The organism is Vibrio sp. Y176, from assembly GCF_033438945.1.
Genome location: NZ_JAWOQS010000008.1, coordinates 140422 through 155102, shown reverse-complemented (window position 1 = coordinate 155102; position 14681 = coordinate 140422). Strand labels below are relative to the sequence as shown.

Sequence of the window (14681 nt, the reverse complement as noted above, 5' to 3'; positions counted from 1 at the left end):
AGTGAATTTGATATGAATAACTCGGTGCTACGAAGAGTAAAACAACAGCGTGATTATCTAGCTAGCTCAGAAGCTACACACTCATATACCCCGTTAACAAGCAGGCAATTAATCCACGGCGACTATCATCATTTCAATGTCTTTTTTGATTCTAATCGCACAGTAAGCGATGTAATCGATTGGGATTTAGTGCAAAACATGCCTCCTGCTTATGAGTTGGCGAGAGCATGCATGTATATGTTCGATTTGGAGCTTCATAGGTCATTAGCTTTGTTAAAAGGCTATCTGTCTGTCAAGCCTCTATCCCGATTAGAGCTTAACGATGGAGCAAAGGCGTGGGCTGTTTACGCTGACCACCATGTGTGGGCTTTGGAGGAAGTATTTTTAAAAAACAATACAGCAGCACAGAAGTTCATACCTCAAAGGGACTTCGTCCCTTTTATGGAGCAATGGTCCCAAATTGAAAGTGTCTTGTTTTGAGGCGGTACATAACAAACTGTTTAAGAGTGATTCGCAACGCTTGGCGTTTTCGCTTCGCTCAAGTATCGCCAAGCGTCGCTCACACCTTAATGCGGCGTTATGCATCAGGGGGATTCATGGAATTTATAGATAGACCTGTAGGCGCAAATCAGGAAGAAATACACAAGTTAGAAACTATATTTCAAATAACTCTTCCTGAAAGTATGTTGAATTGGTGGAGTGTTAGCGATGGCCCTATAGTCTATTTTGGGTTCAAAGAGTTACAGTTCTTCTCTTTGTCGGAGATATACGGCGAAGATATTTATGGGGTAAAGCACGATATGCCTGGCGCAATGCCAATTTGCTTAGATGGTAATGGAAATATTTGCGTGGCCAGAATTGCAGGTGGTGTTATATCTGGCTTTTATGTCGTTGATTCTAGTGATTTAGGTTGGGAGCAAGCGAAAATTATAAGCTGTGAATTCTTAAAGTTTGTGAACGATAGTTTTTCACCCGAAGAACGACTAAATGCATAACAAAGCATTTAAGAGTGATTCCCAACGCTTGGCATTTTCGTCTCTGCGTTGGGTTTCGTGTTTAAGGTGCATGGTTTAGGTAAGGTGGCAGCGTTGCTCACACCTTAATGCGGCGTTAGTCACCAGAAAAAGCTAGCAGTCAAAACCATGTTTGTAAGCTCAAAACTTGGCTGTTGGTTGTTTAATTCATAGTTCCATCTTCGTCGGTCAAAGTTCAGTTTCATCGGTTCTAAATCAATGCATTGCTATTTTACGAGCGGTTTTTCGTTTTTTGGTGGTGATAGAGCGGGGCAATCGAGAATCTGTTTTTGGTTGCAACTCTGCTCGGTGAGTTTGTTGGTTTAAAAGCTTATTTACTTGCTGAAAGGACGTTTTCTCTGGTGTTGTAAGTTCCACGTGGTTTCAGTGACTTTGTTGAAAGTCCGCACTGTGAGATTGGTTTTCCAAAAGCGCTTTTTGGTGTTGTCAGTCCGTTTTCTGCGGCGCTGTTTTTTCTAAGTGGTTTCATTGAGTAGTCGCTTTGAGACTACGCCTGACTTAAGTGCATCAAAACACATAAAGTTTGTTGTTTGCAAAGTTTAGTTCGGCTTAAAATTGTCGCTCGGTGCCTCGCGACTAACAAACTGCTCAAGAGGGATTCTCAACGCTTGGCAATTTTGGTTCTAAGTTTAGCTTTTGTGTTTATGGCACAATAATTTAGGTTTGGTGGCTTGCGTTGTTCACCCCTTAACGCGGCGTTAGCCCTAAATTAAATAGAGAGGAAAGTGTAATATGCAACAAAGGAAAAAAGCGATAGTTCTCAAAAAAGAAAAAGTCTTAGATGGTGACAATAAGACAGAAGCACTCAAAAGAGATGAAATCAGGCGTTCAGCAGCGTTAACTGAACGAGCAACGATGAATGATTCAAAAATAAGGAACAAAGTAACTTTTATTGAAATGGAGTAATAAAAATGAACAAGGATGTAAAGGTTTTTGTAAGCTCAGGATTTAGAGATAGTCTTGATAAAAGTAAACTAGATTTATTGGTCAGTCAGTTCAAAGATTACAAGAAAACGGGTGTTCCCCACGAATCATTTGGTCGAGACACTACTTATGATTTTCCAAGTCAGGTCAAGCAGGCTGGGATGTCCCACATCCATATTAGAGATTCTTCATCCAAACTTTGGCATTTGAAGAAGCTTTCATATCATAAGACCAGTAACACCGCGTTGATCTACTGTGAGGGCTTTTTGAATAAAAATTACTTTTTACTCTTAGGTTTTATTGAAAACGCTCATCAATTATGTAAATTAAAACCACTTTACTTAATGGAATTGGCCGACGTAGCTGAACGCTTTCGTGAAAAGTTTTAGGAGGTAGTATGAGTATTGAGTTGAATTGGGAAAAAGGACTGCCATCATTTGTTGGTATGTATTTTGTTGCGGTAAAACTAGGGCCAGCTGCAGGTGTTTATGATTTTGCTCAGTGGAATGGCTCGGCGTGGGAGTTACAAATAGAGGGTGACATAATTGCTTATGTAGATATTCAAGAATTCAAGAACTCCTTGGATATCAAATGGCCTGAAGATGTAGTTATAGAAAGAGAGCTTCAACAGCTATCAGAAGATGACTCTGAACTTTGGTCAGAATCCTAGGGCTAACAAAGCATTTAAGAGTGATTCCCAACGCTTGGCATTTTCAGTTCAAGGTTGGGTTTCGTGTTTACGGTGATATGGTTTGGTTTCGTGGTAGCGTTGCTCACACCTTAATGCGGCGTTATGTGAATGGAGGTCAAAATGTCTTCTGTGCCAAGAAATAAGGATGAATTGGAGTTGGCTATAAACTCAATATTTCCGAAACTCATGGCTGACTATCGTTCAATTCCGGAAGGCAAAGCTCGCAAACCTGGAGTAGAGGGAAACGTCAAAGGTAAAGTCATTAGCGTTAGTGATACAGTGGCTTACTTGATTGGTTGGGGAAACTCATTCTTAAATGGCATCACTTAAGATATCAAAACCAACATGTTGATTTCCCGGAAACTGGTTATAAATGGAACCAATTAGGCTCACTCGCTGAAAGCTTCCACGAAGAGTACTGTGAGTGGAAATATGATGATTTACTCATTGAGCTTGAGTCTACAGTTAACGAGATACTTTTACTCATTTCAAGCTTAAGTGACCATGATTCCTATGGTGTTGCGTGGTATGAACAATAGACTTTGGGGCGCATGATTCAGTTTAATACATCATCACCTATGAAAAATATGCGTACAAAAGTTCGGCGTTTCAATCGAGAATTCACATAACAAACTGTTTAAGAGTAATTCGCAATGCGAGGCATTTTTACTATGCGTTGGTTTTAGTGTTTAAGGTGGTATGCGGTCACTTTTGTATTGCGTTGTTCACCCCTTAGCAGGGCGTTAGTAAGGGTTTGACATCAAAGGTCATCAGTCTTGGTGTTTATCTGTTTTGGCGCTCATATTTACACCTTTAAGTTAGTGCCTTTCACGTTCTTTCCGGTGGCACTATATGCGGAGTGTTTGCTTTGATTTTACCGTTTACGGTTTCTAACTCTTAGCCTATTTCTTTGGCGCTTTTTCATTTTCGTTGTGGTTTTTGAGAGAACCTTGATTACTTTTGGTGTGGCTGTTGAAGTACGAGGAAAGAATCCTTTTCTAATTTGAAGCTAATGAATGTAGGGTAGTTCAGTACGTTTTTCTTCTAGCCAACTTTCGTCTCTCTATCGGTTTTAAGTTTTGTAGCTGCCCGTCTCACCTCAGTGTTTAAAGTCTTTCATATCATTTAAGTTTTCAATATCTTGGGGCGCATAAATAGAAGTAGCGCATGTACTAACAAATTGTTTAAGAGTGATTCGTAACGCGTGGCATTTTTACTTTGCGGTGGCTTATGGTGATTAAGGCGCTGTGCGGTAGCTTTTGTATTGCGTTACTCACACCTTAGCAAGGCGTTAGCTCTCTCGAGAATTTAAGCAAAAGGAGGAAACATGGAAACTGTTACATTGCTAAAAGATGTGTTGTTAGATAAGGGGCAAATTCATAACTATTATGAGGGTAAAGTACCTCTTAATTTGTGGAGAGGATTAAATGTTAAAAAAGGTATGGAGCTTTTTGAACTAATTGAAGATACTCTACTTCTTTTAAATGGTAGACCTAGACCTGCTGACATTACTATTAAAGGAATGGGAGCTGATGCGAGAGTGTTAGTGAAAGACCGGCCAAGAGGCATCAGTACGTTTGATAGACCAGGGATACTACAGGGACCAAATTGGCAGCACTATCGGATACCAGAGAGCACACCGTTACCTTCTGGGTTGGCGATAGTTAAAGATCAGTATAACCCTCGTTTTGGTGCGTATCATTACACTATCGCTCCTGCTTATGATATGCCCTTGTCAAAGTTTAAGTTACTATTAAGTAAATTAGCGAAGTTAGCAGTAAGAGAGGCTGCGTAAGATGAATATACCTAAGCCATATGTACCGATGCTATTATCGGCAGTTAGAGATGCTGTTCTATATAATCAAAACTTGTTACATAGTGAAACTTTGCGAGAACGTGAAGATTATGAGGAATACTTAGTTCATTTGACTCAGTTTTTTGAATATTTGAAAGATGAATATAAAAGCAATGAAGCAGAATATGGTTTGAAGCTAGAGCAGTTGCTACCTGAATAAGCAGAGAGCTAACAAAGCATTTAAGAGTGATTCCAAACGCTTGGCATTTTCAGTTCAAGGTTGGGTTTTGTGTTTAAGGCGTATTGGTTTAGGTATGGTGGTGGCGTTGCTCACCACTTAATGCGGCGTTATGTTTCCGAGTACCCCACGTTTAGTAGACACTTTACTAAGTTAGAACTAGGGTCTAATTGAGAGGTGATTTATGGCTAAACATCGTAATCCAGCGTACACTGAATAGTTCCGCAAAGAAGCAGTCCGCTTGGCCAGTCTTCCTGGCCGAACAGCCGTCTCCGTTGCCAAGGAGCTGGGCATCAGTGCCCAGCAGAACCGGAACTGGAAGCGCCAGTTCACACGCCTATCTGATAAACAGTTTAACACCTTATTAGATGGTGTCGATTATTCGAAGAAAGAGTCCGAAGATCTTCGAGCGTTAAGGCGCGAGAACAAGCGACTCAAAGATGAAATGGAATTCCTAAAAAAGGTCTCGGCGTACTTCGCGAAGCAGCAAGAGTGAAGTACGAGTTCATCGAAAGCTATGTAAGTGAGTATTTCATTAGCTTAATGTGCCGTGAGTTAGAGATGAGTCGAGGTGGTTATTACAAGTGGTGTCATCATACGCCAAGTGAGCGTTCAAAGAGGCGAAAGCGCTTTGAACAGCTTGTCATGTGTACCTTTGCCCAATATCGGGCACGTTACGGCTCAGTGCGAATAGCCGAAGAGCTCAACGAAGCAGGCTATGCCTGCTGCGTGAATTATGTTGCTGACAATTTACTGCGAAGAGACTTTGAGTCTGAGATGCCAAATCAGAAGTGGGTCACGGACATCACGTATATCTGGGTGAAGAGCCGTTGGCTCTTCTTGGCGACAGTGATGGACCTGTATTCAAGGCGTATCGTGGGTTGGTCGCTAGGGACAACGATGACCGTCGAGCTCATCACTAATACGTTAAAAATGGCGTTTGAGTCACGTAAGCCGCCTAAGGGCGTCATTATCCACTCAGACCGTGGTGTACAATACAGAGCATATATATATCAAGACTTCATGCGCAAGCATGGAGGTGTACCGAGCATGAGCCGACAGGGTAACTGTTGGGATAATGCGGTGATGGAGTCGTTCTACAGCCGACTGAAAGTCGAACTGATATACGCAGAAGACTACCAAACTCGCGAAGAAGCCCGAATGGGCACCTTCGAATACATCGAGGTATTTTACAATCGCAGAAGAAGGCACTCAGCGTTAGGGCATGTCAGTCCGGTCGAGTACTAAAGTATGTAGTTATGTACTGTCTACTTTTTGTGGGGTACACCAGCTTTTGGGACGATCAGTTTTTAGAGAACTCGTGGTCCCTAAGTTTTTGCAGAAAGTCGTCACTCATTATATCTAGCCCTAAAGCATCAAACGCACTCCGTGTATCAAATAAAAAAATAAACTCTCTCTCTATTTCAGACAGCTTTTCAGTGCCAATTGCCTTTTCGAGTTTTAACCTTAGTTTTTTGGTTTTTTCGGAAGGCTTCTCTTTTAAGCATTGCTCAACCGTCTTTTCAGACAAGTACATGACAGTATAGTATTGAATTTCCGGTGATAAACTATGTATCCAATGATCTTCAGAAATAACAAAGTCCCGCTCATTTACACAATCAAAAGCAAATGAATTTGAAAATGTAATGAGGGCAAATACAAAGAGTAACGTTGATTTATAAGCTTTCATATGTACACTGACAAAATTTAAGTTCTTTCCCTGTTTTACTCGTAAAGTGCATCAAAGCTTCATTCTTTATGATTTTTCGAGTAATTACAGGTATTGATGTTGCACCACGAGCGAAGGTTTCCCAATCTGCTGTTGATATATTGTATGTGGCTATAGCAAATGTGTTTTTGAAGAAAATTTGGTAAGTCGCGGTTGATCCACCAAGCACAGAAAGTAGCTTCATGTTTGTAACTCGTTTGTTGATTTCACGGATGCTGTTATGAGAACTTTCAGATACTACAAGTCCTTGAATCATGAATTTTTTACTGCTATGTCCTCTGCCTTAAATGGGTGTTTTGATGCATAATATTTGCTTCTGTTTAGTGGGTACGTTTTGTGAGTTTAAAATGTGACGTATAGCTCAATAAAAGGTTTTTTCATTCTTTCCTAAGATTAGAACAAACATAACAAAGCATTTAAGAGTGATTCACAACGCTTGGCATTTTTAGTTCCATCTTTGGGTTTTGTGTTTACGGCGGTAAGGTTACGGTTCGTAGTAGCGTTGCTCACACCTTAATGCGGCGTTATGTAACTTCATGATTAGTCAGTTTCAAAACTATATAATTTCAATCATAAAGTTTTCTTCTCTTTTTTACATGAGGTCGAATCAGCGGCACATTATCTATCCTAAGATATTTACTAAGGATTGAGGTGAAAATGAAATTGCCAACATGGGAAAAACTTCGTGCCAATTACCCTGCGTTACCAGCTAATGTGGTTTTTGAAAAAATTGGTGGTAAAGTAGGTTTGAACTACGAACTAGGTATATTTTCAAACGCTTGTGCTATTAGAGTTTCCAAAGCTCTTAATGGTAGCGGCGTAGAACACAAAATTCCTCGTTACAACGCGATTGGGCCGTAAGGAAAAATGAGTCTTCAAGTCTCTTCGGGACAAAATAAATTTTGGTATATTTTTCGAGTCAAAATTCTTATCAAATACCTATCAGAAAAATACTTTAGCCCTGAAGAGCTAACTCCCGAAGAGCACCTAGCGAAAATTAAAGGGCGTAAGGGCATTATTGTCTATCAAGTTGACGGATGGAGTGATGCGACAGGGCATGCTGACCTATGGGATGGGAATAAATGTGTATACCAAGGGTATGCATCAGTCACTCACAAAGTTCTGTTCTGGGAGTGCACATGATCAAGGTTATGACTTTCATACTTTTACTGATGTCATTATCTGTAAAAGCTAATACTGGTCCCCAATCTAATATCGATGAACAATTAATACAATTCGCGAGAGCGAATTGTTTATATCAGTACTTTCAACATAAAAACTACGACTTAGGTGATATTAGAAATATCTCTGCAGGTATAGTGCAAATGAGTTCTATATCACCAGACACTTTCGTTGAAGTATCTAGGCTAGTAAAAAAATATGAGCCCGCAATTAATTATAAGAATGAGACGTCTCCTTTACTCGCGAAGTGTTTTACTTTGGAAAACGATCCTGTTTTTCTAGAAAATCTGAGCTTGTTGACTCAGGTTGAGTAAAGTTACATAACAAACTGTTTAAGAGTGATTCGCAACGCGTGGCATTTTTGCTATGCGTTGCGTTTAGTGGTTAAGATGGTATGCGGCGGCATCGGTATTGCGTTGCTCACACCTTAATGCGGCGTTAGTTTACATGGATAAACTCTCACCCTAATTATGCTTCTAAGGTGAAAATCGTGTTATTTCAGATGATTCTGGGGTAGCTGTGATTAACCTAATACAACAACAACTAAGATAAAGTTATCTTCTTTGGTGAAATAAGCTGTGTGTTTTCCTATCGGGAAATAAAAGCCATTTGGGTACATCTCGTCACAACTTCTTCCTAAATCTGGATTATCAGCTAGCATCTGAAACCCTGATAGCAGAGTATCTTTACTGTTTTTGCTGATTTTTACTGGCTCGCGTTGTGCGCTTAGAAGTAGTTCGCCGAAATTTTGTTTGGCATCATTGGCTGTTAATGTATGCATGGCCAGTTCCCAATTGAGTGCACAGTTAGATCATAATGTATCGCATGAAATGTTCAATTTAATTAAATCGCGTGATTCGTGCGAAATGTAAACTAACAAACTGTCTAATATTGATTCTCAACTCGTGGCATTAACTGGGCGTTGAGCTCAGTGATTAAATCGGTATGCGGCGGCTTTTGTATTGCGTTGCTCAACTCCAAAAGGTCATTAATACTCAAAGGTCAAATATGGATATTTACCCAGAAATCGAGTTATCTAAAGCGCAGCATAATGCAATTGAAGCTCTTAGAAACAAGTCGTTTCCTGAACACCAAGTTACTCGCTCTTACTATAAGCAACTCCCGCATATGAGAGTTCTGAATTACGAAGGTGATCAGTTAGTTGGTTACATGGGATTAGACTACAGAGTTGTTCGCGTTGGTGATGAAATTTATAAAGTATTAGGTGTGAGTGACTTTTGCGTCGAGAGCACAGTTCAAAGACAAGGTATTGGCACAACAATGTTGTCTCAACTCAGCGAGTATGCGTCCACTAAAGATGTCGACTTCATCATTTTAGTCTCCGATTTGGAGCGTTTTTATCTGGCTAATGGTTATCAGCGCCTTAACTCTCTAAGTTCTTGGTTGCGAGTTCACGAACATAAAAATTACGGTGTTGCTGTAGAGCAACTAGATGATTTATATGTTAAACCTATCAGCGGCAAAACTTGGGCTTTTGGTCATATAGATTGGTTAGGGTATATGTATTAGTCTGTAGTGGGCTAATAATTGGTTCACAACAAGAGTGGTTAGACATGGCATTTTCACTATGAGTTGATTTAAGTGATGTGGGGCAGTTTTGTATTGTGATACTCACTCCTTAATAATGTGCTGCAACTCTTAGGAAGCAAAAGGTTTAATTTATGAAATGTAGAGTACTAGTAACCAGCATAAGTATTGCTCTTTGTAGTGTAGGAGAGGCCGCGAATCCACTAAGTATTCAAAGCGATGAGCAACTGTTTAAAAACTTCGCTCTCTCATCTTGCATTGCGACTAATTACAAAGGATCAGCTGTTGCGAAAGATGCGATAACGGCGATGCAAGGCTACAGAGAGTTTTCCGAGCTTCCTTTGGAGTCATTCTTTGGGGTTAGCGAGCTATTGGAAAAATATGATATGGCTATTTACAAATCAAAAAATGGTAACGTGATCAAATTGGCCTACTGTATAGACTTTTCTAATTCAGACGATGTTCATAAGCTATACATTAATGCGAAATCAGAGTTATAACAAACTGCTCAAAGTTGATTCGCAACGTGTGGTATTTTTACGGCGCAATACGTTGAGTGATTAAGATGATTTTTAGTGGCTTCTGTATTGAATTACTCATCTCTTAGCGGGGCATTATGCGGTGATGTAAATATGAAGATATTTTTAATAGTAGCAACACTCGTTCAGTTTACTCTCCTGAGTTTCTCGAAATACTATTGCTCAATTGCAAATGAGGTGCTTAGAAAGGCGGTGGAAACTAAAGAGAGTAATTTTCTATCTTTCCTTGATAAGTATGATTATTACAATGACTTAGATAATTATCTAGGCTTAGCGTCCGCTACAGTGTGGGTTATGGTCGTGCTCGTGATAAAGTTGAAAAATGTATCAAGCACCGACATGGCTCATGTGGCTGTTTGTTTGCTGTTATTTTTTCATATGGTTTTGATGTCGATGTAGTTTCAATAGTTGTGGTTGGGTGATTAGGTACAACAAACGGTTCAGGCTAGCGTACCATACATGGCATTTCCAATTAGCGTTTCTTATACCTTACGAGCGCGTTTTCCCACAAGGAGTAATATGTGATTGTAGTAGCAAGGTTTTCTTTTCCTCATGAAGCTCATATTGCGAGAGCAAGCCTAGATAGTGTCGGAATAGAAAGTTACATCGCTGACGAGCACACGGTAAATACTCAGTGGCTTTATTCAAATGCAATAGGCGGCGTCCGTCTGATGGTGGCCGAAAGTGATGCAGAAGATGCGAAACAAATACTTAGTAGCGATTTCTCAGAATCATTGGGAAATGAAGTTGACGTTGATGAAGAAAAAGACGTTTGCCCTAAATGTAGTAGTAAAGATCTATTTGTATTTACAAAAGGTAAACGCCCAGCTTTCTTAGTTTTTATTTTACTGGGTTTTCCACTGTTTTTTTACAAGCATGGTTATAAGTGTAAGCAGTGTGGGGAGTTTAGTGAAAAACTTTAAATCTTTAGGTAACAAGGCATTAAAGAGATAACTTGTACTCGTAGTATTTTTACGATGAGTTAGGTCTAGTGCCTATACAAGAAGTCAGAGTTACTGCTTGCTTACAAGCAAAGCATTATACGATAGTGAAGGAACAACATTGAATGAGTGAAATTAAAACAATAGAGCAGTTAAAAGAAATTTACGCAGAGCCAAGTGCGAGAGCTAAAAATAAAGCGCTGCCTGTGCTGGATGTTCATGCGATTACATTAATTAATAATTGCCATTTTGCAGTTCTAAGTACCGCTGATTCACAAGGGTATATCGATCTTTCTCCTAAAGGAGGGGAGCCTGGCTTCGTAAAAGTTTTAGATGAATCAACATTGCTGCTCCCTGATAGCTCGGGGAACAATCGTATCGATAGTCTAAAAAATATCATTAGTAACCCCAAGGTAGGGTTGTTATTGATGGTAAATGGTATTGATGAAGTGCTCCGTATTAAAGGAATCGCAAGTATTCACACCGACGCCAACTTGATATCTGCTTGCCCCGATGGAAGTAAAGATCCTAAGGTTGTTATCAAAATAGTCATAGAGAGTATGTACTTTCATTGTGCGAAAGCGGTGATGAGAGGGAAACTTTGGTCTGATGACTATAAAGTAAATCGCTCAATTCTCCCTTCATTAGCTCAAATCTTTAAAGATCAACAAAAGTTAGAAAGTAAAGCGCTTAATCAAGAAGAGATGTTGAAATATTACCAATCTAGCCTTTAGAACGAGCGTGGTAATATATTGAAAAGATAGAAAAATCAGGTTCGACCGTGCTCTGCGGAAGTATGGATTAGGTTTAGTGGGGATGTTACTGTCTCAATAATGTTAGTTCACCAATAAGCAATTGTTAGTCCAAATTTTAAAATGAAAAATGCAGAAAAATTTACTCTAGAAAATTACGTTTTGGCTAGTCCGGGAGTTAGGTGTGTTGGACAAGTGATTGATCTTTTTGTCAGTTTTAGCATTTTTACTCTCGTTTTATGGGTCGGCTTAGAAATCGGTATTGAAAAAGAGCTTGTGCGCGCTACAGCAGTAACTGCGACTGTATCGTATTACCTTTTTTCTGATTGTTTACCAAATGGTCAAAGTGTGGGTAAAAAACTTTTGGGCATTGCAGTTATAAGTGCAAGAACGGGTAAAAAGTGCAATATTTTTCAGTCGCTCTTTCGAAATGTTATTACTCCATTCTTCGGTTTTATTGACTCAATTTTCATTCTTGGTAAAAAGAGGCAACGGCTCGGCGATAAGTTAGTGAGAACGGTGGTGGTAGTTCACTAACTTGTTGAAAAAATTGATAGCGCTGAGGACTTGCGTTCAAGTCGGGCTTTGTTTTCGTGGTGGAGCAGCCTTGCTTAGGTGGTAGCGTTACTCACATACTTAATGTAGCGTTGTAAGAAAATTGGTATTGGAGTCCAAGTTTTATGTCAGAAAAAGAGAAAATGTTAGCAGGTGAGCTTTATGACCCAAGTGATGAAGAGTTATTAAAGTTAAGGTTGAGCGCTAGGTTACTAACTGAAAAATTGAATGCCACGTCTGTTGAGCATAAACAAAAGCGAGTTCAAATAACTAAGCGCTTGTTCGGCACAACAGGTGACGATATTCATGTTGAATCTTCTTTCAATTGCGACTACGGATCCAACATTCACGTTGGAGATAATTTTTACGCTAATTTTGGTTGTGTGATTTTGGATGTTGCGGAAGTTAAGTTTGGTGATAACTGTTTACTTGGGCCTCAAGTTGGAATTTATACTGCGACTCATCCCTTAGATCCTATCGAGAGGAACAGTGGTTTAGAGCTAGCAAAGCCCATAAACATTGGTGACAATTGTTGGATAGGTGGCCATGCCGTAATCAACCCTGGCGTAACACTTGGGAACAACGTGGTGGTAGCCTCTGGCGCAGTCGTTACAAAGAGTTTTGGAGACAATGTCGTTGTTGGTGGCAACCCAGCCAGAGTACTGAAGGAAATCGTCACTAAGCGATAATAAAGTATATGGACTATTTTGAGCCTGAGTTTAGGACTTATGATCAACTCACTCCAAGCTTTGATGCGTTCAGCGGTTACTTGTTGACGCACTTGAATGTCTAAAATTTGCTTCAATATAGAATCGTGACACGTGGCGCTTTTACCGTGCGTTGAGCTTGTTTAAAAGTCTCATACGAAATCATTTGTATTACGTGTCTCACACTTTTATTGTATTTTCGTCACCAATAACAAACCAAAAGGCTGGCTCCAAAATGTTAGTAACAAAGATTGAAACGGAACGATTAATTCTAAGAGAGCTAGTTGAAGATGATACAAGCGAATTGTTTGACATCTTCTCAGACCATGAGGTCATGAAATATTGGAATTCTGGCCCTTGGGTTTCAATTGAAGAAGCGCGGACATTTATAGCCAAGAGTACACAGGCCATGAATAGCAATACAGAAGTGACACTAGGCATCTTCCTAAAGAGCAATGGCCAACTTCTGGGTAAGATAATGCTGTTTAATCACGTGAAAGAGTCTAGGCGCGCAGAAATTGGCTTTGGCGTGAGTCGTCATTTCTGGGGTAAAGGCATGGTATTAGAGGCGGGAACTGCATTAATCGAACACGCATTCAAAACACTGAATCTACGTCGAATCGAGGCTGAGATAGATCCAGACAATACTTCTTCAGGTAAAGTCTTGGAACGGTTAGGTTTTATAAAGGAAGGTTTCCTAAGGCAGCGTTGGGAAGTGAATGGAGTAGTCTCAGATTCCGCAATTTACGGGTTGTTAGCTAAACCCCTAGACAGCGTTTAGTATCCGGCCTTAAACGCATCTAATAGGTCTAGCCTGCTCGTGCTCTATACACAGCCTTACATTTGACGGTGAGGTTTCTTGAATTGACTTGGTGGTCACTGAATGTACTATCAAGGATAGGACTTACTGCAAGGATAGCAGCATGAGCGAGAAATTATTTTGGGTTAATCCCTACCAAACAGAACTTAACTCAAGAGTGACCAATGTAGACGGAAATAAGGTTGAATTGGACCAGACTATCTTCTTTGCAGAGTCTGGAGGCCAAGAGAGTGATAAAGGAACGATTAATGGTATTCCGGTTTTGATTGCTCAAAAGCTAGGTGTTCGACTTATTTACACATTGGAATCCTCTCCAAATTTTACTGTTGGTGACATTGTAACTACGAATATTGATTGGAAGCGTAGATACGCCTTAATGAAGCTACACTTTGCGGCTGAAGTGGTGCTTGAGATGTTTTATCAGCGTCGGGAAGGCATTGTTAAGATGGGCGCGCATATTTCTGAAAATAAGAGTCGCATAGATTTCGAGTGGTCTGAAAGTATTGGCCCGCTATTGAAAGAAATTGAAACTGATGTGCAAGATTTGATTAACTCTGATTCAGTTATTATTAGTGACTTTTCCGATCAAGAGAGTGAAAGAAGGTATTGGAGAGTGGATGGGTTTGCGCAAGTGCCTTGCGGTGGCACTCACTTAAAGCGCACATCAGAAGTCGGCCAAATTCAATTAAAACGCAAGAACATCGGTAAAGGCAAAGAAAGGGTAGAGATAACCTTATGCTCGTAGGTCGATAGGGCATTAGAAATAGATTCCTAACACGTGGCATTTTAATTCATGGTGAGATTCACATTTGCGATATGATGGTTGAGATTGAGGGCGTGTTGGCTACTTCTTAACAGGGGCGAGAGGATGATATGTCGAAAGTAACATTGAAAGGCTTTATTTTAGTTCCGGAAAAGGATCTAGAATTAGTAAAACATGCGTTAATAACTCACAAAAGGCTCACGTTAGAAGAGCCGGGCTGCCTTACTTTTCTTGTGACTCAAAGCTCGACTAATCCTTTTCGTTTTGATGTCTATGAGGAGTTCGTCGACAAAGCCTCTTTTAAACAACATCAGGAAAGAGTTCAAGCCTCACATTGGGGAAAAGTAACTGCCAATGTTAAACGTCAATACGAAATCTTTGAATGTGTGCATGACTAATCGAATCGGAGTGATTTAGAGCGTTTACGCTTTGTTTTTTAGGTTGCTCTACGCTCTACTATGTT

The 14681-nt window shown here is 40.0% G+C and carries 21 protein-coding genes and 5 pseudogenes; 21 read left to right on the top strand and 5 right to left on the bottom strand.

Annotated elements, in window-relative coordinates; genetic code table 11:
- Both R7O13_RS19065 and R7O13_RS19060 read left to right on the top strand, forming a co-directional pair.
- Positions 1 to 480 (top strand): phosphotransferase (locus R7O13_RS19065; RefSeq protein ID WP_318304479.1); only part of this gene is annotated, 480 nt, incomplete at its 5' end.
- A gap of 116 nt (positions 481 to 596) precedes the next feature.
- Positions 597 to 995 (top strand): SMI1/KNR4 family protein, encoded by a 399-nt coding sequence (locus tag R7O13_RS19060; protein ID WP_151514925.1) that lies wholly within the window; start codon positions 597 to 599, stop codon positions 993 to 995.
- A 250-nt stretch (positions 996 to 1245) separates the two neighbouring features.
- Here the strand turns inward: R7O13_RS19060 and R7O13_RS31530 are convergent.
- Positions 1246 to 1503 (bottom strand): annotated as a pseudogene (locus R7O13_RS31530) (hypothetical protein).
- Between the two features lie 263 nt (positions 1504 to 1766).
- On the opposite strand from R7O13_RS31530, the gene R7O13_RS19055 reads away from it, so the two are divergent.
- The 8 genes and pseudogenes from R7O13_RS19055 (at position 1767) to R7O13_RS19020 (ending at position 5930) form a co-directional block, all read left to right on the top strand.
- Positions 1767 to 1940: a hypothetical protein gene (locus tag R7O13_RS19055; RefSeq protein WP_153645908.1), complete on the top strand. Its 174-nt coding sequence runs from the start codon at positions 1767 to 1769 to the stop codon at positions 1938 to 1940.
- Positions 1941 to 1945: 5 nt separating this feature from the next.
- Positions 1946 to 2347: a type II toxin-antitoxin system YafO family toxin gene (locus R7O13_RS19050; protein ID WP_213964361.1), complete on the top strand. Its 402-nt coding sequence runs from the start codon at positions 1946 to 1948 to the stop codon at positions 2345 to 2347.
- An 8-nt stretch (positions 2348 to 2355) separates the two neighbouring features.
- Positions 2356 to 2628: a hypothetical protein gene (locus tag R7O13_RS19045; RefSeq protein ID WP_025441781.1), complete on the top strand. Its 273-nt coding sequence runs from the start codon at positions 2356 to 2358 to the stop codon at positions 2626 to 2628.
- A gap of 141 nt (positions 2629 to 2769) precedes the next feature.
- Positions 2770 to 3278, top strand: a pseudogene (locus R7O13_RS19040) (ClbS/DfsB family four-helix bundle protein).
- A 698-nt stretch (positions 3279 to 3976) separates the two neighbouring features.
- Positions 3977 to 4444, top strand: a complete 468-nt coding sequence (locus R7O13_RS19035) for a hypothetical protein (protein ID WP_213964362.1) — start codon at positions 3977 to 3979, stop codon at positions 4442 to 4444.
- Between the two features lies 1 nt (position 4445).
- Positions 4446 to 4664: a hypothetical protein gene (locus tag R7O13_RS19030; RefSeq protein ID WP_137282092.1), complete on the top strand. Its 219-nt coding sequence runs from the start codon at positions 4446 to 4448 to the stop codon at positions 4662 to 4664.
- A 250-nt stretch (positions 4665 to 4914) separates the two neighbouring features.
- Positions 4915 to 5178 (top strand): annotated as a pseudogene (locus R7O13_RS19025) (transposase); the annotation flags it as partial.
- Entirely contained in the window at positions 5175 to 5930 is a 756-nt protein-coding gene (locus R7O13_RS19020; RefSeq protein ID WP_318304475.1) for an IS3 family transposase, read from the top strand. The pseudogene R7O13_RS19025 and the gene R7O13_RS19020, both read left to right, overlap by 4 nt.
- 55 nt (positions 5931 to 5985) lie before the next feature.
- Here the strand turns inward: R7O13_RS19020 and R7O13_RS19015 are convergent, their stop codons facing one another.
- On the bottom strand, positions 5986 to 6372 hold the full coding sequence (locus R7O13_RS19015; protein ID WP_213964364.1) for a hypothetical protein: 387 nt from the start codon (positions 6370 to 6372) through the stop codon (positions 5986 to 5988).
- Positions 6359 to 6667 (bottom strand): hypothetical protein, encoded by a 309-nt coding sequence (locus R7O13_RS19010; protein ID WP_213964365.1) that lies wholly within the window; start codon positions 6665 to 6667, stop codon positions 6359 to 6361. The genes R7O13_RS19015 and R7O13_RS19010 overlap by 14 nt, the downstream gene beginning before the upstream one ends.
- Before the next feature lie 401 nt (positions 6668 to 7068).
- Between R7O13_RS19010 and R7O13_RS19005 the strand changes: the two genes are divergently transcribed.
- The gene (locus tag R7O13_RS19005; protein WP_318304472.1) at positions 7069 to 7272 is read left to right on the top strand and encodes a hypothetical protein; all 204 of its coding nucleotides are present in this window, start codon (positions 7069 to 7071) and stop codon (positions 7270 to 7272) included.
- A gap of 6 nt (positions 7273 to 7278) precedes the next feature.
- The gene (locus tag R7O13_RS19000) at positions 7279 to 7554 is read left to right on the top strand and encodes a T6SS effector amidase Tae4 family protein (protein ID WP_318304471.1); all 276 of its coding nucleotides are present in this window, start codon (positions 7279 to 7281) and stop codon (positions 7552 to 7554) included.
- Positions 7555 to 8116: 562 nt separating this feature from the next.
- Here R7O13_RS19000 and R7O13_RS18995 read toward each other — a convergent pair.
- Together R7O13_RS18995 and R7O13_RS18990 are read right to left on the bottom strand one after the other, a co-directional pair.
- Positions 8117 to 8281, bottom strand: a pseudogene (locus tag R7O13_RS18995) (type II toxin-antitoxin system RelE/ParE family toxin); the annotation flags it as partial.
- Positions 8267 to 8374, bottom strand: a pseudogene (locus R7O13_RS18990) (type II toxin-antitoxin system Phd/YefM family antitoxin); the annotation flags it as partial. The pseudogenes R7O13_RS18990 and R7O13_RS18995, both read right to left, overlap by 15 nt.
- A gap of 227 nt (positions 8375 to 8601) precedes the next feature.
- Here R7O13_RS18990 and R7O13_RS18985 point away from each other — a divergent pair.
- From R7O13_RS18985 to R7O13_RS18945, 9 genes are all read left to right on the top strand, one after another.
- Positions 8602 to 9123 (top strand): GNAT family N-acetyltransferase, encoded by a 522-nt coding sequence (locus R7O13_RS18985; RefSeq protein WP_137282083.1) that lies wholly within the window; start codon positions 8602 to 8604, stop codon positions 9121 to 9123.
- Positions 9124 to 9275: 152 nt separating this feature from the next.
- Complete coding sequence (locus tag R7O13_RS18980; RefSeq protein ID WP_053306977.1) at positions 9276 to 9641, top strand: T6SS amidase immunity protein Tai4 family protein; 366 nt, start codon at positions 9276 to 9278, stop codon at positions 9639 to 9641.
- Positions 9642 to 10201: 560 nt separating this feature from the next.
- Complete coding sequence (locus tag R7O13_RS18975) at positions 10202 to 10603, top strand: DUF2007 domain-containing protein (protein ID WP_137282082.1); 402 nt, start codon at positions 10202 to 10204, stop codon at positions 10601 to 10603.
- 143 nt (positions 10604 to 10746) lie between these two features.
- A complete protein-coding gene (locus tag R7O13_RS18970) occupies positions 10747 to 11355 on the top strand; it encodes a pyridoxamine 5'-phosphate oxidase family protein (RefSeq protein ID WP_005389306.1) in 609 nt (202 codons plus the stop codon).
- 141 nt (positions 11356 to 11496) lie between these two features.
- Complete coding sequence (locus R7O13_RS18965) at positions 11497 to 11910, top strand: RDD family protein (RefSeq protein ID WP_318304469.1); 414 nt, start codon at positions 11497 to 11499, stop codon at positions 11908 to 11910.
- Positions 11911 to 12053: 143 nt separating this feature from the next.
- On the top strand, positions 12054 to 12617 hold the full coding sequence (locus R7O13_RS18960) for a sugar O-acetyltransferase (RefSeq protein WP_005389307.1): 564 nt from the start codon (positions 12054 to 12056) through the stop codon (positions 12615 to 12617).
- A gap of 253 nt (positions 12618 to 12870) precedes the next feature.
- Positions 12871 to 13416, top strand: coding sequence for a GNAT family N-acetyltransferase (locus R7O13_RS18955; protein WP_318304466.1), 546 nt, complete (start codon positions 12871 to 12873; stop codon positions 13414 to 13416).
- Between the two features lie 142 nt (positions 13417 to 13558).
- Entirely contained in the window at positions 13559 to 14200 is a 642-nt protein-coding gene (locus R7O13_RS18950; RefSeq protein WP_318304465.1) for an alanyl-tRNA editing protein, read from the top strand.
- A gap of 128 nt (positions 14201 to 14328) precedes the next feature.
- Positions 14329 to 14616: a putative quinol monooxygenase gene (locus R7O13_RS18945; protein ID WP_005377083.1), complete on the top strand. Its 288-nt coding sequence runs from the start codon at positions 14329 to 14331 to the stop codon at positions 14614 to 14616.
- Positions 14617 to 14681 lie beyond the last annotated feature (65 nt).